The 23,736-nt window shown below is 70.2% G+C and carries 21 protein-coding genes; 14 read left to right on the forward strand and 7 right to left on the reverse strand.

Annotation, left to right across the window (positions count from 1 at the left end):
• The first annotated feature begins 105 nt into the window (after positions 1–105).
• The 4 genes from ACFVT5_RS12860 to crcB all read left to right on the forward strand — a co-directional run bounded on the left by ACFVT5_RS12860 (position 106) and on the right by crcB (position 2,351).
• Positions 106–933: an MIP/aquaporin family protein gene (locus ACFVT5_RS12860; RefSeq protein ID WP_389885362.1), complete on the forward strand. Its 828-nt coding sequence runs from the start codon at positions 106–108 to the stop codon at positions 931–933.
• Between the two features lie 163 nt (positions 934–1,096).
• Complete coding sequence (locus ACFVT5_RS12865) at positions 1,097–1,510, forward strand: fluoride efflux transporter FluC (protein ID WP_389885365.1); 414 nt, start codon at positions 1,097–1,099, stop codon at positions 1,508–1,510.
• Between the two features lie 107 nt (positions 1,511–1,617).
• Entirely contained in the window at positions 1,618–1,980 is a 363-nt protein-coding gene (locus ACFVT5_RS12870; protein ID WP_389885368.1) for a DUF190 domain-containing protein, read from the forward strand.
• Positions 1,977–2,351: a fluoride efflux transporter CrcB gene (gene crcB / locus ACFVT5_RS12875; RefSeq protein WP_389885371.1), complete on the forward strand. Its 375-nt coding sequence runs from the start codon at positions 1,977–1,979 to the stop codon at positions 2,349–2,351. Before ACFVT5_RS12870 ends, crcB begins: the two co-directional genes overlap by 4 nt.
• Before the next feature lie 82 nt (positions 2,352–2,433).
• Here crcB and ACFVT5_RS12880 read toward each other — a convergent pair whose 3' ends face one another.
• Genes ACFVT5_RS12880 through ACFVT5_RS12895 form a run of 4 tightly spaced genes read right to left on the reverse strand, consistent with a single transcriptional unit; the run spans position 2,434 to position 7,347 of the window.
• Positions 2,434–3,948, reverse strand: a complete 1,515-nt coding sequence (locus tag ACFVT5_RS12880; protein ID WP_389885374.1) for an ABC transporter ATP-binding protein — start codon at positions 3,946–3,948, stop codon at positions 2,434–2,436.
• Positions 3,945–4,793: an ABC transporter permease gene (locus ACFVT5_RS12885; RefSeq protein WP_389885378.1), complete on the reverse strand. Its 849-nt coding sequence runs from the start codon at positions 4,791–4,793 to the stop codon at positions 3,945–3,947. The genes ACFVT5_RS12880 and ACFVT5_RS12885 overlap by 4 nt, the downstream gene beginning before the upstream one ends.
• Positions 4,790–5,776: an ABC transporter permease gene (locus tag ACFVT5_RS12890; RefSeq protein WP_389886627.1), complete on the reverse strand. Its 987-nt coding sequence runs from the start codon at positions 5,774–5,776 to the stop codon at positions 4,790–4,792. Before ACFVT5_RS12890 ends, ACFVT5_RS12885 begins: the two co-directional genes overlap by 4 nt.
• A gap of 23 nt (positions 5,777–5,799) precedes the next feature.
• Positions 5,800–7,347: an ABC transporter substrate-binding protein gene (locus ACFVT5_RS12895; RefSeq protein WP_389885381.1), complete on the reverse strand. Its 1,548-nt coding sequence runs from the start codon at positions 7,345–7,347 to the stop codon at positions 5,800–5,802.
• 337 nt (positions 7,348–7,684) lie between these two features.
• On the opposite strand from ACFVT5_RS12895, the gene ACFVT5_RS12900 reads away from it, so the two are divergent.
• From ACFVT5_RS12900 to ACFVT5_RS12920, 5 genes are read left to right on the forward strand one after another with little or no spacing between them, the layout of a single operon-like run.
• Positions 7,685–8,707, forward strand: coding sequence for a TauD/TfdA family dioxygenase (locus ACFVT5_RS12900; protein WP_389885384.1), 1,023 nt, complete (start codon positions 7,685–7,687; stop codon positions 8,705–8,707).
• Between the two features lie 3 nt (positions 8,708–8,710).
• A complete protein-coding gene (locus ACFVT5_RS12905; RefSeq protein WP_389885387.1) occupies positions 8,711–9,736 on the forward strand; it encodes an ornithine cyclodeaminase family protein in 1,026 nt (341 codons plus the stop codon).
• Positions 9,727–11,106, forward strand: a complete 1,380-nt coding sequence (locus ACFVT5_RS12910; RefSeq protein ID WP_389885390.1) for a Y4yA family PLP-dependent enzyme — start codon at positions 9,727–9,729, stop codon at positions 11,104–11,106. Before ACFVT5_RS12905 ends, ACFVT5_RS12910 begins: the two co-directional genes overlap by 10 nt.
• 39 nt (positions 11,107–11,145) lie before the next feature.
• Positions 11,146–12,174, forward strand: coding sequence for a cysteine synthase family protein (locus tag ACFVT5_RS12915; protein ID WP_389885392.1), 1,029 nt, complete (start codon positions 11,146–11,148; stop codon positions 12,172–12,174).
• A 4-nt stretch (positions 12,175–12,178) separates the two neighbouring features.
• A complete protein-coding gene (locus ACFVT5_RS12920; RefSeq protein WP_389885395.1) occupies positions 12,179–13,663 on the forward strand; it encodes an MATE family efflux transporter in 1,485 nt (494 codons plus the stop codon).
• A gap of 27 nt (positions 13,664–13,690) precedes the next feature.
• On the opposite strand, the gene ACFVT5_RS12925 is transcribed toward ACFVT5_RS12920, so the two are convergent.
• Positions 13,691–14,122: an MFS transporter gene (locus ACFVT5_RS12925; protein WP_389886630.1), complete on the reverse strand. Its 432-nt coding sequence runs from the start codon at positions 14,120–14,122 to the stop codon at positions 13,691–13,693.
• A 131-nt stretch (positions 14,123–14,253) separates the two neighbouring features.
• Between ACFVT5_RS12925 and ACFVT5_RS12930 the strand changes: the two genes are divergently transcribed.
• The 4 genes from ACFVT5_RS12930 (at position 14,254) to ACFVT5_RS12945 (ending at position 17,453) form a co-directional block, all read left to right on the forward strand.
• Positions 14,254–15,012 carry a Clp protease N-terminal domain-containing protein gene (locus ACFVT5_RS12930; protein ID WP_389885397.1) on the forward strand — a complete coding sequence of 253 codons (759 nt, stop codon included), beginning with the start codon at positions 14,254–14,256 and terminating at the stop codon, positions 15,010–15,012.
• A 157-nt stretch (positions 15,013–15,169) separates the two neighbouring features.
• Positions 15,170–15,571 carry a hypothetical protein gene (locus tag ACFVT5_RS12935; RefSeq protein ID WP_389885399.1) on the forward strand — a complete coding sequence of 134 codons (402 nt, stop codon included), beginning with the start codon at positions 15,170–15,172 and terminating at the stop codon, positions 15,569–15,571.
• Positions 15,572–15,714: 143 nt separating this feature from the next.
• Complete coding sequence (locus ACFVT5_RS12940) at positions 15,715–16,992, forward strand: S1 family peptidase (RefSeq protein ID WP_389885402.1); 1,278 nt, start codon at positions 15,715–15,717, stop codon at positions 16,990–16,992.
• Between the two features lie 146 nt (positions 16,993–17,138).
• Positions 17,139–17,453, forward strand: coding sequence for a hypothetical protein (locus tag ACFVT5_RS12945; protein WP_389885405.1), 315 nt, complete (start codon positions 17,139–17,141; stop codon positions 17,451–17,453).
• A gap of 39 nt (positions 17,454–17,492) precedes the next feature.
• On the opposite strand, the gene ACFVT5_RS12950 is transcribed toward ACFVT5_RS12945, so the two are convergent.
• Positions 17,493–19,133 carry an FAD-binding oxidoreductase gene (locus ACFVT5_RS12950; protein WP_389885408.1) on the reverse strand — a complete coding sequence of 547 codons (1,641 nt, stop codon included), beginning with the start codon at positions 19,131–19,133 and terminating at the stop codon, positions 17,493–17,495.
• 488 nt (positions 19,134–19,621) lie between these two features.
• On the opposite strand from ACFVT5_RS12950, the gene ACFVT5_RS12955 reads away from it, so the two are divergent.
• Complete coding sequence (locus ACFVT5_RS12955) at positions 19,622–21,283, forward strand: ABC-F family ATP-binding cassette domain-containing protein (RefSeq protein WP_389885411.1); 1,662 nt, start codon at positions 19,622–19,624, stop codon at positions 21,281–21,283.
• Between the two features lie 115 nt (positions 21,284–21,398).
• On the opposite strand, the gene ACFVT5_RS12960 is transcribed toward ACFVT5_RS12955, so the two are convergent.
• Complete coding sequence (locus tag ACFVT5_RS12960; protein WP_389885414.1) at positions 21,399–23,528, reverse strand: GTP-binding protein; 2,130 nt, start codon at positions 23,526–23,528, stop codon at positions 21,399–21,401.
• Between the last annotated feature and the right edge of the window lie 208 nt (positions 23,529–23,736).

The raw sequence follows: 23,736 nt of genomic DNA on the forward strand, positions 1-23,736 counted from the left end.
CGCTTAGAAGCGGCCGTCACACGAGTGGCCCGTCGATCTGCCCTCCTGTCCGTTTTCATGCATATGGTCGGAAAACGGTACATCTAGGGCAGGAGGCGGGCGCTCATGGCAAAGCCCGGATGGAGGAACGGTCTCGCGGCTGAGCTTTCGGCTGAGTTCGCGGGCACCCTCATCCTCATCCTTTTCGGATGCGGAGTGGTCGCGCAGGTCGTGGCCGCTGGTCTCGGTGACCACGACAGCATCGCGTGGGCGTGGGGGCTCGGCGTCACCTTCGGCGTGTACACGGCGGCCCGGATCAGTGGCGCCCACCTGAACCCCGCGGTGACCCTCACGCTCGCGGCCTTCAAGGGCTTCTCGTGGGGCAAGGTGGTCCCGTACGCCCTCGCGCAGACGTTGGGTGCCTTCGTGGCGGCGCTGCTCGTGCGCTGGAACTACTCGGAGGTGCTGGCCAAGTTCGACCCCGGGCACACCTTCAAGACCCAGTTCGTCTTCTCGACGCTTCCCGGCAACGGCGTGCTGCCGGTGAGCGAGTGGGGCGCGTTACGTGACCAGATCATCGGCACGGCGATCCTGCTCTTCCTCATCCTCGCCGTCACGGACCTGCTGAACACACCCCCGGGCGCCAACCTGGGAGCGTTCATCATCGGCCTGATCGTCGTCGCGATCGGGATGGCCTGGGGTGCGGACGCGGGATACGCCATCAACCCCGCCCGTGACTTCGGCCCGCGCCTGGCGAGCTTCATCACCGGATACGGAACCGCGTGGCGAGATCAATACGGCAATTTCTACTTCTGGGTGCCGATCGTCGGGCCCCTGATCGGTGGTCTGGTCGGCGGGGCGCTGTACAAGTACCTGATCGGGAACTTCCTGACCAGGGAAGGTGAACTGCCACAGGAGCCGGGCCGGGTGCCCGCGCCCGAGGGCAACCGCTGACGTCTGGCGCACCCCGGCCCCACGGTAGGCTCTCCGCAGCGGTGGTCCTCGACCACCGCTGCGGTGGTGGGGCCCACCGTTCCCGAACCGCGGCACCGGCGCCGCCAACGGTCCCTACTTGCGATCACGCGCACCCTTTCGTGGCGGCGAGTAGGAGATCCGGATGACGCACATGTGGCGCGGGCAGGGCCCGGTCGTCACGATGGTGGCCATCGGCGGCGCCGTCGGCGCGAGCGCCCGCTACGGTGCGTCCCTCCTCTGGCCCACGGCCGCCGGAACCTTCCCCTGGACGACCCTCTTGGTCAATGTCGTCGGGTGCGCGGTCATCGGGGTCTTCATGGTGGTGATCACCGAGGTGTGGGCGGCCCACCGGCTCGTACGGCCCTTCTTCGGCACCGGTGTCCTCGGCGGCTTCACCACCTTCTCGACGTACGCCGTCGACATCCAGCGGCTGGTGGCGGGCGGTGAGACCGGTACCGGAATGGCCTATCTGGCGCTGACTCTGCTGGCCGCCCTCGGCGCGGTGTGGACGGCGGCACATCTGACGCGGCGCGCGGTCGCCTGGAAACGGCGGTGAACCCGGATGGGGGCAGGGATGGAGGCAGGCATGGTGACATTGGTGGAGGCATCGGTGGAGGCGTGGGTGCTGCCGTGGACGGAGGTACCGGTGGAGGCGCGGACGCGATGAGACTGACCGGATCCGCCCTGCGGCTCACCGTGATCGTCGGCGAGAACGACACCTGGCACCACAAGCCCCTCTTCACCGAGATCGTGCACCGCGCCCACGCGGCGGGCCTCGCCGGCGCGTCGGTGTTCCAGGGCATCGAGGGCTTCGGCGCGTCCTCACTGATCCACACGACCCGACTGCTCTCCCTCAGCGAGGACCTGCCGGTCGCTGTCGTCATCGTGGACACCGAGGAGCGCGTACGGGCCTTTCTGCCGCAGCTCCATGAGTTGGTGACCGAGGGGCTGGTGATCCTCGACGCCTGCGAGGTCGTGCGGTACGGGGGCCAGGACGACGCCGGCGGGAGCAAGGGGGCGCGGTGAACTGGCTGTTGGTGATCGGCGGAGCGATGGTCGGCGCACCGCTGCGCTACCTCACCGACCGGGTGGTGCAGTCCCGGCACGACACAGTGTTCCCATGGGGGACCTTCGCGGTCAACGTCGTCGGCTGCCTGATCCTGGGCGTGCTCACCGGCGCGGTGACGGCGGGCGCCACCTCGGCGCAGGTCCAACTCCTGCTGGGCACGGGCCTGTGCGGGGCGCTGACGACCTACTCGACGTTCTCGTACGAGACGTTGCGCCTGGCGGAGGACGGGGCGGGGGTCTTCGCCGCGGCGAACGTGCTCGGCAGCGTGCTGGTGGGTCTGGGTGCCGCTTTCGCGGGGGTCGAGGTGGCGGGGTTGCTGTGGGGCTAGGTTTCCGTGCGGCGGGTCTTCTGTCTGCCGCACGGTCGGTTCGTTGTACTGGTCGTGGGTTGGGTGATCTGACCAAGGGCGATCAGGTCGGTACGTGTGCCGTGGTGGGGCCGTGTGTGACGAGCCGTCCGGCTTCCAGAACGTGCACCGTGTCGGTGTAGGCGGCGACCAGGTGCGTCTCGTGGCTGACGAGGGTGACGGCCATGTCGTGTTCGGCGCGCAGGCGTTGCAGGAGTTCCATGATGGCGATGGCCGTGTCGGGATCGAGCGCGGAGGTGATCTCGTCGCAGAGCAGGAAGTCGGGGGTGGCGGTGAGGGCGCGGGCGATGGAGACGCGCTGGCGCTGCCCGCCGGAGAGTTCGTGCGGGTAGCGGTGGATGAAGTCGGCCGGCAGGTCGACCTGGTCGAGCAGTTCGGTGATCCGGTCCGCGGTCCGGGCCTTGGTGAGCGTGGTGTGCCGGCGCAGGGGCCGGGTCAGGGCGGCGCCTACGGTGCGGGACGGGTTGAGCGCGGCGAGCGGGTTCTGCGGGACCAGTTGGATGCGCCGGAGGTGTTCGCGGCGACGCTTGCGGGCTGCGTGGGCCAGCGGGTGGCCGTCGAGGGCGAGGCTCCCGGTGTCGGGCCGTTGGAGGCCGGCGAGGACGCGTAGCAGGGTGGTCTTGCCGGATCCGGAAGGCCCGATGATCGCTGTCGCCGAGCCGGCGGGCGCGGTGAAGTCGACCGAGTCGAGCGCCAGCTGTGCGGTGCCTCGGGCGCGGAAGGTCACGCTGACGGACCGCGCGGCGATCCCGTCCGTGGCGGTGTCCGCGGATTCTTTCTTCCGCTGTGGGCGCGCCGTGTGTTGTCGGGGAAGGCGTGGTTGCGCGGTGGTGAGCTGTACGACGTGGTCGGCGCAGGCGTCGACGAGTTCGGGGTCGTGGCAGGCGATGACGATGGCCAGGCCACGCGAGCTGGCCAGGTGGCGCAGCAGGCCGGCGATGTCGTCGCGCAGGGCTTTGTCGAGTCCTGCGGTTGGTTCGTCGAGGAGTAGCAGGTCAGGAGTGCGGGCGAGGGCGCGGGCAAGGGCGACGCGGCGCTGCTGGCCGCCTGAGATCGCGGTCGGTCTGCGGTCGGGGAAGCCGTCGTCCGTGGGCAGCTTGCATTCGCGCAGCAGGGCCGGAACGGTCTGGTCGTGCACCGTGGCGGCGGTCTCCGCGATCAGATGGCGGATCTTCATCCGGGGGTTGAGTGCGGAGCCGGGGTCCTGGCCGACGTAGGCGACCTGCGTTCGGCGCATGGTCCGCAGTGCCGTCGGGTCGAGGCTGGGGACGTGGTGGCCCAGAACGTCGAACGCGGTGCAGTGGGTGGCGGCTTGGGCGGGCAGATGGCCGATCAGGGCGCGTAGCAGCGTGGTCTTTCCGGAGCCGGAAGCCCCGGTCAGGGCGGTGATCTCGCCGGGCCGGACGGTCAGGCTGGTGGGCTGGAGCAGGGTGGGTCCGTCGGGCATCCGGATGCTGAGATCGGTCACCGACACCACTGGCGCGGAAGCGCTGTCCTCGCCGGCCGGCGCGGCTTCGAGGGTCTCGTCGGTGGTGGACGAGGGCAGGGGGTTGTTCACGGGGTGGTCACCGCCTTGCGTGCGGAGCGGGGGGCGAGGGAGGTGGCGGCCAGGTTGACGCTGATGGCGAGGAAGGCGATGGCGAGACTGGGGGCCACCACCGCCCACGGGTTGAGGAGGATGCCCGAGGAGTTCTCGCGGATCATCAAGGCCCAGTCCGCGGCAGGTGGCTGGGGGCCGATCTGGAGGAATCCGGCCATGGAGATGACGTAGACGGCCTCGACGAAGCGCAGGCCGAACAGCGCGAGGACGGTGGCGCGCAGATTCGGCAGGAGTTCACGGGTGGCGGTGTAGGTGAGGGATTCACCGCCGGCGAGGGCGGCTTCGACGTATCCGGCACCGGCCAGCGGGGCGGCGGCACTCGCGACGACGCGCACCGCGTAGGGGGTGCCCAGGATGATGGCGGCGCTGGTGACGGCCCATCGTCCGCCGCCGGGCCAGGCGAGTGCGATGAGCATGATGCCCAGGATCGGCGGGAGCAGGATGAAGATGTCGGAGGTGCGTTCCACGGCCCGCCCCACGGCCGGGTGCAGGACGGCGAAGCAGCCCGCCAGTGCGGCGAGCGCGGTGACGACCACGGCGACCAGGAGGGCGCTGCCGATCAGTGCGGTTCCGCCGTGCAGGAGCCGGCTGAGGACGTCGCGGCCGAGCTGGTCCCCGCCCAGTGGTGCGCCGTCGCCGGCGGCGGCGAAGGGAGCGGTGACCGGTTTGTCGAGGGGATGTGCGGCGAGGAACGGGCCGGTGAGGGCCAGCAGGACCAGCACGACACCCGGTGCCAGACGGCGGATCACCCGCCCACGGCCGACAGACCGCGCGCGGGCGCGGGCGGTGGTGAGGGTGCTCATGCGTGGCTCCCCAGAACTCGGGCGCGGACGAGGTCGGCGGCCAGCAGAACGAGGCTGATGGCAGCACCGGCGCAGACGACGACGCCGGCGATGAGGGGAGTGTCGCGGGTGGAGACCGCGCTGGCGAGCACGCTGCCGATACCGGGGTAGTTGAAGAGGGTTTCCACGACCACGGTGCCGCCCAGGAGCATGCCGGTGGAGGTGGCGAGGCCGGTGGCGATGGCCGGGACGGCGCCGGGCAGGGCATGGCGCCAGATGACGCGGCGTACCGGCAGGCCGTCCAGGTGGGCGGCCTCGACGTGCGGTGTGGCCGCCTGGTCGGCGAGAGCGCCGCGCACGATGGTGGTGTTCCACCCGGTCTGCGGGATGACGAGCGCGAGGACCGGCATGATCAGCATGGTCCAGGTGGAAGGACGGCCGTCGGCCCCGGCCACGGTCACCGCGGGCAGCCAGCCCGTCCACAGGGACAGGAGCATCAACAGGCCGACGGACACGACGAATTCGGGGATGGCGAACGCCGAGGTCGAGGCGTGGCCGATGACCCGGTCGGTGAGCCGGCCGGGGCGGGCGGCGGCCCAGCAGCCGAGGGCCAGCGAGGCCACGGCCGTCAGGGCGAAGGCGATGGCCGCGAGCAGCAGCGTGTTCGGGAACGGGTCGGCCAGCATCTGCGTGACCTTCTCGCCACGGGCGCTGACTCCCAGGTCCCCCGTGAGCAGCCCCGTCATCCAGTCCCGGAAGCGTTCCCACACCGGTCTGTCCAGGCCCAGCAGATGGCGCCGTGCCGCGATGTCCGCGGCGCTCTCCCCCCGCTCGGAGGTCGCGGTGGCCGCGTCTCCGGGCAGCAGCTCGACGGCGGCGAACACCAGGGCTAGCAGGACGGCCAGCATGAGGAGTCGCCGCCCCACGGCCGCGGCGAGACGGCCGAGGAGCGGCAGCGGGTGACGTCGCGCGGTGGCCGGCCCTGTGCCGGCAGGGGCGGCCACCGCGCTGTCCTTGAGCGCGCGACTCAACTCAGCCACACGCTGTCGAGCTGGACTCGGCCGTAGCCGGGCAGCTTCGGCAGGCCCTGGACCTTGGCTGCGGCCAGGTCGACACCGTCGGCCATGCCCCACAGCAGATAACCGGAGCGGTCGTACTCGATCTGCTGCAACGCGTGCAGGGCCTTGGTCCGTTCCTGCTTGTCCGTGGTGCCGATGACCTTGCGGTAGGTGGCGTCGAACTCCTCGTCGCTGAAGCCCGATTCGTTCTGGCCGGCGCCGGTGAGCAGGGTCTTGGACGCGAAGAACACCACGGAGTCGTTGGTGCCCCAGTAGTTCGTGTAGAGGTCGCCCTTGAGCCAGGTCTTCTCGTAGAACGTTCCCGACTCCTGCTTGACCACCTTGATCTTGATCCCGGCCTCGCGCGCCTGTGAGGCGAACAGGGTCGCGGAGTCGGCGATGCCGGAGATGTCTTCGGTGGTGTACAGCTCGTAGGTCTTGGACAGGTCGAACTTGGCGTCCCGGAGCAGCTGTTCGGCCTTGGCCAGGTCGCGCACCCGCTGCGGGATGTCCTTGGCGTAATCGGGGTCGCCGGTTCCCATGATGTCGTTGGCGACGTTTCCGTATCCGGACAGGGCCTGCCTGACCATGGCCTCGCGGTCCACCACCAGGCGCATCGCCTCGCGCACCCGCGGGTCGGCGAACGGGCCGTCGGCGGTGCGCATGACGATGGGCATCGACATGTCGTCGGGACGGCGGACGACCTGGATCTCCTTGCGGGACTCCGCGGTGCGCGCGGCGACCGGGCCGGCGTTGGAGGCGACGTCGATCTGCCCGCCGAACAGCGCGTTGGCCATGGCCTGCGGCGTCTCGAACATGGTCACCTCGATCGCGTCGAGATGGACCGTGCCGCCGTACCACTTGTCGTTGCGCACCAGACGGGCGTTGCCGTTGCGGTACCAGTCCAGCTTGAACGGGCCGGTTCCGGGCGCCTTGGCCACATCCTTGTCCGGGGTGTCCTGCTTCATGACGAACGTCGTGAACCGGGTCATGAGGGGGAGTTCGGTATTGGCGTACTCGGAGACCACGACCACCGTGTCGGTGCCCTCGGCGGTGATGCTGTCGGCGTTCTTGACTCCGGGCAGACGGGCCGCACCGGCCGGGGTGTCGCGCAGTCGGCGCAGCGACCAGACCACGTCGTCGGCGGTGACCGGGCTGCCGTCGTGGAAGGTGGCACCCTCGGCCACCTTGAAGCGCCATGTCTTCAAGTCCGCCGAGGACTCCCACGAGGCCAGTCGGGGAACGGTGTTGGACTTGGCGCCCGGCACGGCGAGCGTGTCGAAGGTGAGCGCGAGGATCAGGTAGTCGCTCTCGTTGGCCTGCGTACCGTGCGGGTCCCGGGTGATGGCGCCGGCCCGGCCGAGCGCCCCGATCCGCAGGGTGCCGCCCTTGCGGGGCTTGCCGGCCTTGCCGGAGCCGGCCGCGGTGTCGCCGCTGCCCGAGGAGCACGCCGCCAGCAGTACGGCCGTCCCTATCGCCCCGCCGGCCGACAGCACCTGACGCCTGTTGATGTCCACGTACGTCCTCGCTCCATGATCCGGGCAACCCAAAGATGTTTTTAGGTTTGCCTACCCTAACGACAATCATTTCTGCAAGAGGGGGCGGGGTGTTGCGCGCGAAAGGCAGCACATTCGCTCACCGATCGCTCCCGTCTCGACAGGTTCCAGCCACCCTAGCCTGAATACTAAGGTTTGCCTTACCTAAGTCTGATGCTAGCGTTCGGTCGCCACCGGAGGTCGAACCGCCCGCACCGCTGGGGGCAACTCGCCCTACCTGACCACCGGTTGGCGACCGTCGCCTCCTGCGTTCCGGCGACACTCCCTGCCACCCCCACACGGAACGGACTCCTTCGCCATGAGCACGGCAGCCGCACCTGTCCGTCAGCTCGCCCCCCACACCGTGGGTGAACTCCGCACGGCAGCGGAACGGATACTCGAAGAATTCGGCACCTCGGCGACGTCCCCCGCCCTCCTGGAGTGCGTCGCGAAGACCGTGAGTGGCTTCGGCGACGCCCTGCGGCACGACTGCCGGCCCGTCGACACCGCGGACGGCCTGTTCGTACTGCGGGGTCTCGATGTCGACGACGCCTCCATCGGGGCCACGCCGGACAGTTGGGCCCGCGCCGGTGACAGCGGTGCCCTCTACGACATCACGCTCCTGCTGCTGGCAAGCGTGATGGGCAACCCGATCGCCTGGGAAGGCCAGCAGGACGGCCGGTTCGTCCATAACATCGTGCCCTCGCCCGGCCATGAGAGCGAGCAGACGGGCGCCAGCAGCAGCGTGCTGCTCAGCCCGCACACCGAGGACGCCTTCCACCCGGGCCGCGCACACCTGCTGATGCTCGGCTGCATGCGCAACCACGACAACATCGCCACCACCGCGGCCAGCATCCGCAGGACGGCCCTGTCAGAAGCCGATGTGCGGACGCTGTCCCGGCCTGTGGTGCCGATCCTGCCGGACGCCGCCTATGCCGACGCCCAGGGCTACGCCGACGCGGAACCGCCCGCGGTTCCCGCCCTGTTCGAGGCTGAGGACGGGACGACGCTGCGCTTCGACCCCGCCTACACACCCCTCGATCAGGCCGACGACACCTACCGCGAAGCCTACGAACGGCTGGAAGACGGACTGGCCCGTGTCTCCGTCGCGGTCAGCCTCACCCCCGGCGAAGTCCTCGTCGTCGACAACGACATCGTCGTGCACGGCCGTGTCCCCTTCCAGGCCCGCTACGACGGCACCGACCGCTGGCTCAAGCGTGCCTCGGTCCGCGTCCCCGGACGCCGCACCCGCCCGGCGGCCGAGGCCGAGGAACACGGCTACGGCCAGGTCGCGCTCGAAGCGCACGCCAGTCCGAACCGCCCCTGCCACTGGAGGAGTTGACCCATGACTGACGCACAGACCCGCAAGGCCGACGGCGCGATGTCCGTCGATGACACGCATATGCGGATCCTGTCCAAGAGTGACCTCGCCGGGATCGACATCACGCCGGCAGATGTGGTCGCCACGGTGGAAGGCGCCTACCGCACTCTGTATGAGGGGCAGTCCGACAACCCCCGCAAGCTCACCGTCAAGCCGCAGGACGAGCACTCGGTCGCCTACGCGATGCTGGGCCGCGACGGCTCACGCAACGTCGTCGCGATCAAGACCTCGTACAAGCACGGCCTCGACGTCGGTCGCGAGGAGCAGCACTACTACACCACGCTCAGCCTCTACGACGACGTCACGGGCCTGCCGGTGGCGATGATGGACTGCTCCCGCATCGGCTCCCTGCGCACGCCGGCGGTCTCCGCCCTGCTGGCCCGTGAATGCGCCGTACCGGGTGCGCGCAGTGCCCTGGTGATCGGCACCGGCACCCAGGGGCGCCTGGCGCTGCCGTTCCTGCTGACGACGCTGCCCGAGCTGGACCGGCTGATGCTCTTCGGTACGCACTCCGAGGGCATCGCCGCGGTGCGCGAACAACTGCGTGTGCACCACCCCGACCGGGAGGTGGAGATCGTCACGGACGTACGGGCTGCCGCTGCGGACGCCGATGTCATCGTGGCCACCGCCGGCGGCCACACCCCGGCCGCCGTCGAAGCGGACTGGCTCAGGCCGGGCGCCCTCTCGATCCTGGTCGGCCACGGCCTGGCGCCCTCGACCCTGCACCGTGCCGACCGGGTGATCGCCACGAGCGAGGCCCAGATGAACGTCACGGGCACCGACATGGCCGACGCCGACGGCAAACTCCCCGCGGTCCACAGCGAGTTCCCGCCCGTGGTCGCCGGCATCACCCCGGGCCGCTTGTCCGCCAAGGAGAAGATCTTCGCCTACAACAGCGGTCTCGTCGTCACCGACATCGCCCTCGGGCACCATTTCGCGCAGCTCGCTCTCGCGCAGGGCCTGGGCACCGAGGTGCCGCTGTGGCAGTGACCGCCCAGGACACCGCGATCGTGCCGACCCTGCCCGCCCACCCGGATCCGGACAGCGACCGAATACTGGACAGCGGACTTCTCCACGAGCTGTCCTACGCCTTCGGCGGGCCCTTCCACTTCCTGCTGCCGCACCGCTTCGACGCCAACCTGGCAGCCTTCCGCACCGCGCTCAGCGACTCCGGTGTGGAGGGGCGTGTGTACTACGCGAAGAAGGCCAACAAGGCCGCCGTATGGATGGAGCGCTGCGCCGTACACCAGGCAGGCGTCGACGTGGCCGCCGTGGGTGAACTGCGGGAAGCTCTCGGCTACGGGGTCCGCGGCGAGAACATCGTGGTCACCGGCCCCGCCAAGAGCGACGAGCTGCTGAGACTTGCCCTGTCGCAGGGCTGTCTGATCGCCGTCGACGCACTTGACGAACTGGACATGCTCATCACGGCGGCGCTGACCGGCGCCGTGCGACCGGCCCGGCTGCTGCTGCGCCGCCTGCCTCCCACGCAGCCGCACAGCCGCTTCGGCATGAACGCGGATGACCTGGCGGCAGCCCTGGACCGCTGCGTACGCGCGGGCGACGCGGTGCGGATGGAGGGCTTCAGCTTCCATCTGTCCGGCTACGCCACCCAGCCGCGTGCCGACCTCGCGGCGGAACTGGTCGAGTGGTGTCTCAAGGCCCGGGTCCTTGGGCTGCGGGCCGACCGGATCAGCATCGGCGGCGGCTTCGCTGTCGACTACAGCCCGGCCGACCAGTGGCACACCTTCCTCGCCGAGCAGCGTCCCGATCACTACCACGCACGCAGGACGTTCCATAACCGCGACTTCTACCCGTACCACTCCCCGGTCGCGGGAGCGGACGCCCTGCGCGCCATCCTGTCGTCCGTCCCCCAGGGCGGACAGGCCGTCCTGGCCGAGTCCTTGAAGGAGACGGGGACACTGCTGATGATGGAGCCCGGACGCGCCCTGCTGGCCGGCGCGGGCTCCACGGTCTTCCGCATCCAGGGCCTCAAGGAACGTGACGGGTACCGGATCGCCACCGTCGACGGGACCAGCCTGAGTCTGTCCGAGCAGTGGTTCAACAGCGAATACCTGCCCGAACCGGAATTGGTGACCCCCACGGGCCGCTCCCGGAGCACGGACATCCACCCCACGTGCGTCGGCGGTTCCTCATGCCTGGAGTCGGACATGGTCACCTGGCGCAAGATCCCCCTGCCCGCCCGAGCCAGGGTCGGCGACCTCCTCGTGTACCCGAACACGGCGGGTTACCAGATGGACTCCAACGAGTCCCCCTTCCACGACCTGCCGCTGCCACCCAAGGTCGTCCTCGACCGGCTGGGCGACCGTCCGCGCTGGCGCCTGGACCGTCGAACCGCCTGACCCCGAGCCGACGTCCCCCACGAATACAGGAGCGTTTCGATGCCCGGATTTCTACAGCGCCCGGCCGTGGTCTCCCGCGTCTCCGACCTCATCGGCCACACCCCCCTGCTGGAACTCGCCGGCACGGAGACCGGCAGCCGTCTGCTGCTGAAGCTGGAAATGTTCAACCCCACCGGGACCGCGAAGATCCGTATGGCACGCGCGATGATCGACGCCGCGGAACAGTCCGGCGAACTCAGGCCCGGTGGCCGCATCATCGAATCCACCTCCGGGAACACCGGGCTCGGCCTCGCCGTGATCGCCGCCGAGCGCGGCTACGCCTTCACGGCCGTGGTCGACAACCACGCCGCCGCCGACAAGCTCCGCGCCATGAAGGCGCTGGGCACCGAGCTGGTCCACGTCGTCGATGACGGCACCGAGGAACTGGCCACCGCCGCCCGTGAGGAACTCGCGGAGGACATGGCACGCGACCAGGACAACACCGTCTTCACCGAGCAGCACAACAACCCGGCCAACGGTGTCGGCTATTTCCCCGTCGCCCACGAACTGAACGCGGCCCTCGACGGAAACCTCGACGTCCTCGTCGGTGCCGTCGGAACCGGTGGCGGACTGTGCGGCACCGCCCGCGAACTGCGCACCCTCATACCCGGCTTCTCCACCATCGGAGTCGAACCCAAGGGTTCCATCGCCTTCGGCGGACCGGCCCACGACTACTACCAGTCGGGCACCGGCACCCCCGAGGGCGCCGAACTCGGCGCCCTGGTGGACTTCGACCTGATCGACGAAGGCGTGAAGGTCGGCGACGTCGAGGCGTTCGCCACCTGCCGGGCCGTTGCCCGTACCGGCCTGCTCATCGGCGGCTCCGCCGGCGGCGTGGTCCACGAGGCACTGACCCGCCTGTCGTCGCTGCCGCCGGGGACAACTATGGTCGCCCTGATAAACGACGGAGGGGAGAAGTACATGGACACCGTGTTCAACGACGACTGGATGCAGGCCCGCGGCCTCCTCGACCCGAACGCGGAACGGGACATCGAAGAACTCCTCACCAAGCTCCGCAGGAACCGGTGACCCGATGCTCAGCACCCTCCTCCGCGACAGCCGGGCCCTCGCCACCCTCGCCGTCCCACTGATCCTCACCCAGCTCGCACAGGTCGCCCTCACCACGACGGACACCGTGATGATGGGCTTCCTCGGCACGCGGGAACTGGCTGCGGGCGGCCTGGCCATCGTCATCTTCAACCAGCTGCGCACCATGGGCGTCGGCCTGGTCACCTCCGTCGGCAACCAGATCGCCGCCGCCGGAGCCCGCGCCGAACAGGCCGCCCAGCATGCCGGTCAGGAGGGCGAGGGCGGCCAGGACGGTCAGGACGGCAAGGGCGGTCAGGGCGGTCAGGGCGGTCAGGACACGGTGCGGGGCAGCGAGGAGGTGCCGGGCCGCGAGGAGGTGCGGGGCATCGTCCGCGCCGGTATGGCGCTGGCCACCCTCGCGGGCATCGCCGGCGCCGGCCTGATGATCCTGATCGGGCAAGCTCTGCCCTGGCTCGGGCAGGACGCCGATGTCGCCGACCGCGCCCAGACCATGATCTTCGCGCTCGCCCCCGGCCTGCTGCCCTGCCTCTGGTTCCAGGTGATCCGCCAGTTCACCGTCGGCATGCGGCGCCCGCAGGCCCTGCTCCGGATCACCATCGCCTCCGTCGCGGTCAACGTCGGCCTCAACTGGATCCTCATCCACGGCACCTGGGGCCTGCCCCGCATGGGCCTGACCGGCGTCGGCATCGCCACCTCCAGCGTCTACCTCCTGACCTTCCTCGCCCTCTACCTGTCCGCGAGGAGGGACAGCACGCTCGCCGCCCTGCTCTCGCTGGACCTCATGAAGGCCGATTCGGCAGTCCTCAAGCGGCTGCTGCGCCTGGGCATCCCGATCGCCGCCACCTACGGCTCCGAAGCCGGCTTCTTCTCCCTCACCGCACTGATGGCCGGATCCTTCGGACCGGCGGCCCTGGCCGCACACACCGCCGTCAACCAACTCGTCTACATCGTCTTCCAGGTCGCCGTCGGACTCTCGCACGCCGCGTCCATCAACGTCAGCCGAGAAGTGGCACTGGGCCGATACGACGACGCCCGCAGGATCAAGAACACGGCGTTGGCCTGCGCCGGCGCCGTCATGACCGTCGTCGGAATCCTCTACCTCACCCTGCCGAAACTCGTCCTGGCCCCCTTCCTCGAGTCCGGCTCCGACCAGGCCCTCACGATCGCCGGCCATCTGCTGATCGTGACCGCGTGCCTCCAGTTCTTCGACTGCGCCCAGAACATCGGCGTCGGCCTGCTGCGCGGACTCGACGACACCAAGAGCGGTTTCCGCATCACCCTCATCGGCTACTGGGCCGTCGGGCTGCCCGCGGCATGGCTCCTCGCCTACGCGCTGGACCTCGAAGCCGTGGGCCTCTGGCTGGGCCTGCTCACCGGCCTCGCCACCACCGCCGTCCTGCTCCTGCGCCGCTACTCCACCTCCCTCACCGCGCGAGCCGGCGAACGGACAGCCGTCGCGGCTGGATGAGGTGTTCGCGCGTGACGGGTCGGGGAATCAGCCGGCTCGGCGCGTGACCGCCCGGACGCACCCGAGGCTGATGAGTGTCACCCCGGCGAGATACAGCGCGATGGGCGTGGTCGAGGACCAGCTCGTGTAAAGGCTGGTGGCGACGGTCGGGGCGATACCGCCGCCCAATACGGAACCCACCTGATAACCGAGCGAGGCCCCGCCGTACCTGACTTCCGCCTTGAAGAGCCCGGAGAAGAGTTCCGCGACGGGTCCGTAGACGACACCCATGAACACGGCCGTGACCAGCAACGCGACCAGGGTCAGCGGAGGTTGGGCGGTGTCGATCGCCGGGAAGAGCAGGGCCGCGCAGCCGACCAGACCGACGGAGCCGGTCAGCAGCACCTTGCGCCGGCTGCGCCGGTCCGAGAGAGAGGAGGCCCAGGGGATGACCGCGAGCCACCAACTGGGGTCGGATATCGCCGTCTTGTGCGGAGCCCTTCGGTGTCAGGGTCTCCGTGACGGTCCTGTCAGTGCCCCGCCCGGACCGGTCGGCCGGCAGGTGTCAACCGAAGGTTGACAGTAAGGGAGTGTCAACCTAAGGTTGACGCATGACGAAATCAGTCGGCATGAACCCTCCCGTACGTCTGGACGACCTGATCGAGGCCATCAAGTTGGTCCACTCCAACGCGCTCGACCAACTCTCCGACGCGGTCATCGCGGCCGATCACCTCGGTGACGTGGCCGACCATCTCATCGGCCACTTCGTGGACCAGGCCCGGCGCTCCGGCGCCTCCTGGACGGACATCGGCAAGAGCATGGGCGTGACCCGGCAGGCGGCCCAGAAGCGGTTCGTCCCCAAGAACCCGGGCGAGGTGCAGGACCTCGACCCGCAACAGGGCTTCGGCCGCTTCACCGATCGTGCGCGGAACGTCGTGATGGCCGCGCAGAACGAAGCCGCGGCGACCGGCGCCGAAGAGATCTGCCCCGCCCACCTGATCCTCGGCCTCCTCGCCGAACCGGACGCTTTGGCGGCGAAGGAGATCGTGGCCCAGGGCGTCTCGCTCGACGCCCTCAGGGAAGCCGCCGTCGCGGCCCTCCCTCCCCGCGCTCCCGCCGTCGCCGAACTCATCCCCTACGACGCGGCGGCCCGCAAGGTACTCGAACTCACCTTCAGGGAAGCCCTGCGCATGGGCCACAACTACATCGGCACGGAACACATCCTCCTCGCCCTGCTGGAACACGAGGACGGCGACGGAATCCTCACCACCCTGGGCATCGACAAGACCCGAGCGGCGACCAACCTGGAAGAGGCGGTGGCGGAGGTGGCGCGGAAGATGCGGGAAGGGGCGTCGAGGGAGGAGAAGTAGCAGGGAGGAGGGGGCGGCGCGCGTCCGTGCTGCGGTGCCGGTGAACAAATCGGTGGTCAGGTGCGTATGGCTGATGAAAGCGGACTTGTGGTGGTGGCCCGTGGGGGATGGCGGGGCGGCATCGGTCCGGGTGGACGCGTCGCCGCGGAGGTCCCTGATGACGATCAGCCGAGACACCGACATCCCCGTGCCCATGACGGGCGGGCTGGGGCGGCGGCTCCAGCGTTGGGCGACCGGCACGCGTGACCAGGCCGCGGTGACCGCACTTGTTCAGGAGCGGTCACTGCTGGCCAGGGAGGACGTCCGGCTGGCGCTGGTCCGTGAGGACGGCGCCGGCGGGGTGCTCTGCGACTGGGCGGGGCTCGCCAGGCATCTGTACATCCTCGAACTCGACGCGGGGGAACGGGTGTTCCTCGGGTTCGTGCTGTCGATGGCGGGTCCCCACCAGACCGCGCTCTCGCGCGTTCAGGAACTCGACGAGGCCCGGCTCGCGATCGTCCTGCGAGCCCTGATCCGGCTGTCGGGCAACCTCCGTATCGCTGTCGGTACCCGCGCCTGACACACCGTCATCACCGGGTGCGAGGCACCGAATTCCGGTGCCGTTGAACATCTCACCCGGCTCACCCGTACCTCCAGTCATTCAGGCGCCCCATTCGGCCGCTCCGGCGGCCCCGCGGACTCCGTCCCCCAGGAGGTCACGAGTTGAGCCACAAACGGATACCCAAGCGCAAGGTCGTACTGGCGGGAGCCGGAGTCGTCGCGATCGGTGCGGCAGCCATCCTGCTGCCCAACGCCAACGCGTCACAGACCGATGACCAGGGACCGAAGACGATGTCGGCGGCGGACGCCTCGGACCTCGCGGCGGACCTGTCGTCCCGGCTCGGTACGACCTTCGCGGGCGCCTACTACGACACCGGCAAGAAGCAGGTCGTCGTCAATGTGGTCGGCGGCGACGACAGCGCCGTCAGCCAGGTGGAGAAGGCCGGTGCCGTCGCACGGAGCGTGGACAACAGCACCCGCCAACTGAAGGCCGCCGCAGGGACGTTGAAGGACCGCGCGACCATCCCCGGTACCGCCTGGGCCGTCGACCCGCGCACCAACCGGATCGTCGTCACCGCCGACCGCACCGTCACCGGCGCCAACTGGAACAGACTGGAATCGACCGTCGCCGGACTCGGTACCGGCATGGCCCGTATCCAGAAGTCGACGGGCGAGTTCAAGACCTTCGCCGCCGGGGGCGACGCCATCTTCGGTGACGGCGCCCGGTGCTCCCTCGGCTTCAACGTCGCCACCGCCGACGGCGCCCCCGCCTTCCTCACCGCCGGCCACTGCGGGGTCGCCATCGCCCAGTGGTCCGACACCCAGGGCGGCGCGCCGATCGCCACGGTCCAGGAGGCCACCTTCCCCGGCGAAGGGGACTTCGCCCTCGTCACCTACGACGACGCCACGACCCAGGCGCCGAGCACCGTCAACGTCGGCAACGGGCAGAGCGTCGACATCGTCGGCGCCGCCGACGCGGCCGTGGGCCAGCAGGTCTTCCGCATGGGCAGTACGACAGGGCTCCGCGACGGCACCGTCACGGGACTCGACGCCACCGTCAACTACCCCGAGGGCACCGTCACCGGACTCATCCAGACCGACGTCTGCGCCGAACCCGGCGACAGCGGCGGCTCGCTGTTCACCCAGGACGGCAGCGCCGTCGGACTGACCTCCGGCGGCAGCGGCGACTGCGCCAACGGCGGCGAGACCTTCTTCCAGCCCGTCACCACCGCACTGACCGCCGTCGGCGCGGTCCTCGGATCCGGCGGGGCCGAGGCTCCCCAGGACCCGCAGGCCCCGGATGACCCGCAGAACCCGCAGGACCCCCAGAACCCGCAGGACCCCCAGGCTCCCGGCGACGACATGGGCGCGGGCATGGGCGACGACAACGGCTCGGGCGCCGGTAGCGGCACCGACGACTCCGCGCAGTACGGCCACTGACCAGTACGGCCACCGACCCCGCGACCAGGGCACAGCGCGACCCGGCGGTCCGACTCCTCGCCACACCCGGGAGCCGGACCGCCCCTCCAGGGGGACCACGCCCGGCCCAGGGCGCGGTTCCGAGCAGCGACACGTGAGGACCTCCCATGAACGAGTCCACCACCCCACCCCTCCAGGCCACGCCCGACGGCGGCGCCGAAGTCCGTCTGGTGCTGAGGCTCCAGTGGGAGGACGTCGCCGCGCTCGGCCAGGAGGCCGGGCAACTGGCCGCCCGGCTCCAGCGCCCCGTCACCCTCGACGAGGCGGTCAGCCACCGGCTACGGGTCCGGCCGACCGCGGCCCACGCGAAACCCGCCACGCCGCAGCAGACGGTCGCGCCCTCGACGGTGTCGTCCCTGCCGTCGCGCTCGCCGGGAGACCAGGCACGGCAGGCGATCGAGAAGATCACCGGCTCGGCTTGACGCCGCGCTCGGCCTGAACCGTCGTACGGCAAAGGAGCGTTACTCCTCCAGGCGGACGGACAGCGCGTGGTGGAAGACGTCGCGTGGGTCCCAGCGCCGCTTGACGGCTTGCAGGCGTGCGTAGTTGCCCTTGAAGTACAGGGCGTGCCACGGCTCGCCGGAGGTGTTCCAGGCGGGGTCCGCGAGGTCGCTGTCCGGGTAGTTGAGGAAGGCGCCGTCGTGGACAGAGCCCGGTACGGGGACGCCGCCGGTGTCGGCGTACATGTCGCGGTAGAAGGCACGTATCCAGGCGAGATGCGCCGCATCCTGGTCCGGCCGCTCCCACGCCGTCAGATACGAGAGTTTGACGACGGCGTCCCGCTGCGCCACGGCCGTCGCCGCCGGAGCCACCGTGTTGACCTGGCCGCCGTACGTGTTCAGGGACAGGGAGCCGCTCACCACGTCGGAGTCGGTGCGGGTCAGGTGGTGGTGGATCGTGGCGATCTGCCGGTCGGTGAACGGCCGCCGCAGATAACCCGACTTGATCTTCAGGCGCCAGTCGCCCACCTCGTCACCGGTACCCCGCAGCGCCGCCGTCAGCCACGGCATCCGCTGCTTCGTGAGCCGCGCGGGCCGGGGCCCGCCCGCGCTGATCGCGCCGATGTGCTCGTCGAGCAGGCGCTCCCCCGCGCCGGGCCCCGCCGCGACCTGACCGACCATCAGAAGGAACCCGGCGGCGCGCCGCAACAGGACGAACTCGCTGTACAGCGCGGCCTGTTCGGAACCCGGGGCGCTGTTCCGCCCGGCCCATCGCCCGTGGTTCGCCACCAGCCGTGAGAACGCCGACCGGTCCAGACCTTCCCAGGTCCACTCCGCGCGGAACGTCAGCGCCGAGGCCGGTGGCGCCGGCAACAGCCGCTCCGGCGCGGTGGCCGCCGTCGTGCCGGGGGAGCGGAACCAGTACCGCGTGACCACACCGAAGGAACCGCCCCCGCCACCGGTGTGCGCCCACCACAGATCACGGTGCGGATCCGACGGCTCCCGGCTCGCGATCACACTCCGGGCCCGCCCCGCCCGGTCCACCACGACCACCTCGACCGCGTACAGATGGTCCGAGATCAACCCGAACAGACGGCACAGCGGCCCGTATCCGCCGCCCGGCACATGGCCGCCCGTACCGACCTCGGGGCAGTAACCCCCGGGTACGGTCACCCCCCACCCCAGATACAGGCGCCGGAACGCCTCACCGAGCGTGGCCCCCGCTTCCACCACGAAAGCGTGCCGGACCGGGTCGAAGTACACGTCCGCCATGCCGGACAGATCGATGACGGTCCGCACGTCGGGGTGGTCGACGAAGTCCTCGAAGCAGTGGCCGCCGCTGCGTACCGCGACCCGGCCGCCCGACCGCACCGCGTCCTGTACGGCCCGGACCACCTGCCGGGTCGTACTCGGCACGTACACCGTGTCGGGTGTGCCCCGGAACCGGTTGCTCGCGCCCCGCGAGGTGAGGTGCGCGTACCGGGGATCGTCCGGCCCCGCCCGGACCAGCTCCGGCGGCGGCGGGCAGTCGCGGTCCACCCCCGACGAAGAAGCCGCCGATGCCGATGCCGGCGTTCCGGCTGATCCGGTGACGGTGAGGGCCGCCCCCGCCCCCGTCAGCGCGGTGGCCCGCAGGACGTTCCGGCGGCTGTGTCCGCCCATAGCACGTCTCCCCTCGTTGCGGGCCACCGACGCCGGGCGGCCCCCGTGGGAAAGACCCTAGAGAGCGCCGTCACGGATCGTGAGGGGCCTACCCACCCGGTGCGGGGTGGGGATAGCCCCCGTAAACAGCTCCGGTAAAACCGCTTTGCCTTTCCCGCACCCGCTCGTTATGGTCGAACGGTCCTGTTGTCTCCGAATGAGGTGGACGTTGCGCATCTGAGGTCCGCGATCACCGCGCCGTACGGCACTCGCCGTACGCCCGTCACGCCGCAGCGGCATTCGCCCTGCCCGTGACCCCGCGTGGCTGCGACCTCGGTGCACGAGCCGTCCCTCACGTCCCGGAACGCAGGTCCCCCTCACCAGGACCTCAGTCCAGGACCCAGGACCGCCGCACCCCTCTCCCGGATTTCCTCCGGTCCGGTCCGGTCGCCGCGCGGTGCTCGCCTTTGCAGCCCTCGTTCACCCCGTCTGCGACTGCGAGACTCATCATGGCGACACCCACCACACCCCACGCCTCCCTGGCCTGCTCGGCCCTCTCCTTCCGGTGGCCGGACGGCACCGGCGTCTTCGACGGGCTCTCCCTCACCGTCGCACGGGGCCGCACCGGCCTCGTCGGCACCAACGGCGCGGGCAAGTCCACCCTGCTGCGCCTCCTCGCCGGGCAACTCCGCCCCGCACAGGGGTCGGTGACCGTCGGCGGCAGCCTGGCCTACCTCCCGCAGAACATCACCCTCGACACGGCACTTGGCGTCGACCAGGCCCTGGGCATCGCCGAACGCCGCGCCGCCCTGCGCGCGATCGAGGCCGGAGACGTCCGCGAGGAGCACTTCGACACCGTCGGCGACGACTGGGACGTCGAGGAACGCGCCCTGGCCACCCTCGGCTCGCTGGGACTCGGCCACGTCGAACTGGACCGCACCGTGGGCCGGATGTCCGGCGGCGAGACCGTCCTGCTGCGGCTCGCCGCACTGCTCCTGGAACGCCCCGACGTCCTCCTCCTCGACGAACCGACCAACAACCTCGACCTGTTCGCGCGCCGCCGACTCCACGAGGCCGTCGACTCCTGGCGCTCCGGCGTCCTGGTCGTCGTCAGCCACGACCTGGAACTCCTGGAACGCGTCGACCGCATCGCCGAACTCCGCGCCGGCTCCGTCACCTGGTACGGCGGCGGCTGGTCCGACTACCGGGAGGCACTGGCCACCGAACAGGAGGCCGCCGCCCGGACACTGCGGGCGGCCGAGGCCGATGTGCGGCGGCAGAAAAGGGAGTTCGAGGAGACACAGATCAAGGTGGCACGCCGCCAGCGGCACAACAACAAGATGGACGTCCAGCGGCGCGCGTCCAGGATCGTCGCGGGCGAGAAGAAGCGGTCCTCGCAGGAGTCGGCGGGCAAGCTCCGTACCCTCCAGGAGGACCGCCTTGGCGAGGCACGCGAGCGCCGCGACGAGGCCGCGGACGCCCTCCGCGACGACGCCGAGATCCGTGTGAAACTCCCGCACACGGCGGTACCCACAGGCCGCACCGTCCTGACCCTGGACCAACTGACCCCCCGGTACGGCGCGTTGCGCGAGGGAAACCTCCGGGTGCACGGACCCGAGCGGATCGCCCTGGTCGGTCGCAACGGCGCCGGCAAGACCACACTGCTGCGCACCCTCACCGGCGAGTTGGCCCCGCTGTCCGGCGAGGCCAGGACGTACGTACCGCTGCGGTTCCTGCCCCAGCGCCTCGACGTCCTGGACGAGGAGGCGAGCGTCGCGGCGAACGTCGCACGGCTCGCCCCCGGGGTCACCGACAACCACATCCGCTCGCAGCTCGCCCGCTTCCTGTTCCAGGGCAAACGCGCTGAACAACCGGCGGGCACCCTGTCTGGCGGCGAACGCTTCCGCGCCGCCCTCGCCGCGATGATGCTCGCCGCGCCCGCGCCCCAACTGCTGATCCTGGACGAGCCGACCAACAACCTCGACCTCGCGAGCGTCCGACAGTTGACATCGGCACTCGACTCCTACGAGGGCGCGCTCCTCATCGCAGGGCACGACCTTCCGTTCCTGCACGCGGTCGGCATCACCCGCTGGCTGCTCCTCGCGGAAGACCTCCAGGAGACCAACGCCGACGAGGTCGACGCCCTCCTGGCGGCACCGGAATCCGGCTGAGCGACCGGCGGGGCCGCAGACGGCAGTTCGGTGCGTCGACCGACGCACCCAACCGCCGCCTGCGGGCCGTTCCACGCCCGGTACCCGCAGGAACAGCGGTCGGGAGCGGGGTCGGTCAGTCGCCGGCCCTGCTTCCCGTGGAGACCCGGCGGGTCACCCGGAGCAGATACTCCTTGCGGTCCAGCGGGTTGTGGTCCGTACGGGCCCGGGTGGGCACCGGGCCCGTCACCGGTCGGTAGCGGGCGAACGCCGACTCCAGGACGCCCTCGCCGCCCGTCAGCGTAGGCAGTTGCTGCTCCAGGGCGTGCAGGTGCGCGGCGGGGATCTCACCCTCCAGGACACAGGACGTGCGGGTCGTCATCGGGGCCCGCGGGACCGCCCGCAGCCGGGTGAGGACGGGCCACACGGAGCCGAACGCGTCCGCCGGGATCTCCAGCCGGAAGCGGTGCATCGGCTCCTGCACCTCGGTACCCGCCCGCCGGAGCGCGGCCGTGAGGACCAGCGGTGTCAGATGACGGAAGTCCGCGCCCGTACTCGACATGCTCTTGTCGAAGACGGCATGGGAATGGCTCTGCCGGGGGCAGTATCCGGACCGTGTGAGGGTGACCGCGCAGTCCGCGATCTGCCAGCCCCGCAGCCCCTGCGCCAGGGTTTCCCGCACGGTGTCCTCGATCGCCTTGATGAACGCCAGCGGGAGCGAGCCGAGTTCGATACCGAGCCGGAACTCGACCCCGCTGTCGACGGGTGCCGGTTCGACCCGCAGCCCGATGGTGGCGAGGAACGGATTGGGCCCGTACTTGTCGATGACCTCCAGCGCCTCACCGGTGCCGACGACCCGCTCCCGGCAGATGGTCGTCGATTCACGGAAGGTGACGTCGACACCGAAGTCGTCCGCCAGAGTGGCTTGGATGACCTCCTTCTGGACCTCGCCGTAGAGCGAGACATGGACCTCCTGGCGGATGTCGTCCTGCCGCAGGTTGATCAGGGGGTCCTGCTCGGCGAGTTGGGCCAGCGCGAAGTGCAGGGTGCCCTTGTCGGAGGCACGGACCGGCACGACGACGGTCTCCAGGGTCGGCGGCGCGAAGTGACCGTCACGGGGTGTACGGGCGCTCACACCGGGACCGTCGTCCCCACCGCTTTCGTCCCGTCCGGGACCCTCGTCCGACGCCTCGCCCAACTCGTCGTCACGCAGTGTGTCGCGTGGCCCGATCGTGTCGCCGATCCGGACCTCGCCGAGACCCCACAACTTCCCGATCTGCCCGGCCGTCACCAAGTCCCGTCGTACGGTGGTCCCTTGGTCGAAGACACCGATCCCGGTGACCTTTCCCTCCACCGGTTCAAGGGCGCCCGTGTCGTCCGCGCCGGCCCGCAGGACGACCCGGTCCCGGGTCCGTACCGCCCCCGAGAACAGCCGGGCGTAGGCGATCTTCTCGCCGGCCGGGCCGCGTTCGACCTTGAAGACCGTCCCGGACAGAGTGCCCTCGGCGTCGCCGCGTGGTGCGGGCAGCAGCTCCGGGATACCGGCGATCAGCGCGTCCACGCCCGCACCTGTCACGGCCGAGCCGAAGAACACCGGATGCGTCCGGGCCCGCCGCGTCTGGGTGGCGAGCGCGCCCCGCAGCCGGTCGTACGACACGGCCGTCTCGTCGTCCACGTACGCGGCCAGCAGGTCGTCGTCCTGATCGGCCAGCAGCTCCAGGAGGTCCGACGTGAACCCCGCGTCCCGCGCGGTGTACGGCGTCACGGCCGCGTCGCGGCGGCCCGCACCGGTGACCTGTCCCATCGGGACCACCGCGGGGGTGAGCCGCTCCGCGAGGCTCCGCAGGACGCGCTCGGGGTCGGCGCCGCCACGGTCGACCTTGTTGACGAAGATCAAGGTCGGAATCCGCAGCCGTTGCAGGGTGCGCATCAGGACACGGGTCTGCGCCTGGACACCCTCGACGGCGGAGACGACGAGTACGGCGCCGTCGAGTACGCTCAGCACCCGCTCCACCTCGGCGATGAAGTCCGGGTGGCCGGGTGTGTCGATCAGGTTGACCGTGATGTCGTCCAGCGTGAAGGAGACGACGGCGGATTTGATCGTGATCCCGCGCTGGCGCTCCAGCGCCAGCGAATCGGTCTGTGTGGTGCCGTCGTCCACACTGCCGATCTCGTCGATCACACCGGCGGCGTGCAACAGCCGCTCGGTCAGGCTGGTCTTACCGGCGTCGACATGCGCGAGAATTCCCAGATTGAGCAAGTGCACTGAGCGTCAAGTCCTTTGAAGAGGCGAAGATTTCCTTCTGGGTGGACCTGAACGTTCCGCGCATGATCGCCTCCGGGGTCGAATGAGTTCCCGGCGAGTCCAGCAGACCGCCGGGAGACGGGGCAACCGAATTTCGGGGCGGCGGGGCACCCGGCGAGACCGGGTAGCCGGAGGGGACGTCCCGGATCGGCCGTCCGCCGGACCGAAT

Origin of the sequence: Streptomyces sp. NPDC058001 (genome assembly GCF_042886315.1) — a bacterium.
Classification (GTDB): Bacteria; Actinomycetota; Actinomycetes; order Streptomycetales; family Streptomycetaceae; genus Streptomyces.

Bases quoted from the DNA above. Each gene is read 5' to 3' on its own strand.
- ACFVT5_RS12945 (WP_389885405.1), top strand. From the start codon at position 17,139: ATGAACGAGTCCACCACCCCACCCCTCCAGGCCACGCCCGACGGCGGC.
- ACFVT5_RS12955 (WP_389885411.1), top strand. From the start codon at position 19,622: ATGGCGACACCCACCACACCCCACGCCTCCCTGGCCTGCTCGGCCCTC.
- ACFVT5_RS12915 (WP_389885392.1), top strand. From the start codon at position 11,146: ATGCCCGGATTTCTACAGCGCCCGGCCGTGGTCTCCCGCGTCTCCGAC.
- ACFVT5_RS12920 (WP_389885395.1), top strand. From the start codon at position 12,179: ATGCTCAGCACCCTCCTCCGCGACAGCCGGGCCCTCGCCACCCTCGCC.
- ACFVT5_RS12935 (WP_389885399.1), top strand. From the start codon at position 15,170: ATGACGATCAGCCGAGACACCGACATCCCCGTGCCCATGACGGGCGGG.
- ACFVT5_RS12870 (WP_389885368.1), top strand. From the start codon at position 1,618: ATGAGACTGACCGGATCCGCCCTGCGGCTCACCGTGATCGTCGGCGAG.
- ACFVT5_RS12865 (WP_389885365.1), top strand. From the start codon at position 1,097: ATGACGCACATGTGGCGCGGGCAGGGCCCGGTCGTCACGATGGTGGCC.
- ACFVT5_RS12900 (WP_389885384.1), top strand. From the start codon at position 7,685: ATGAGCACGGCAGCCGCACCTGTCCGTCAGCTCGCCCCCCACACCGTG.
- ACFVT5_RS12930 (WP_389885397.1), top strand. From the start codon at position 14,254: ATGACGAAATCAGTCGGCATGAACCCTCCCGTACGTCTGGACGACCTG.
- ACFVT5_RS12905 (WP_389885387.1), top strand. From the start codon at position 8,711: ATGACTGACGCACAGACCCGCAAGGCCGACGGCGCGATGTCCGTCGAT.
- ACFVT5_RS12860 (WP_389885362.1), top strand. From the start codon at position 106: ATGGCAAAGCCCGGATGGAGGAACGGTCTCGCGGCTGAGCTTTCGGCT.
- ACFVT5_RS12885 (WP_389885378.1), bottom strand. From the start codon at position 4,793: ATGAGCACCCTCACCACCGCCCGCGCCCGCGCGCGGTCTGTCGGCCGT.
- ACFVT5_RS12950 (WP_389885408.1), bottom strand. From the start codon at position 19,133: ATGGGCGGACACAGCCGCCGGAACGTCCTGCGGGCCACCGCGCTGACG.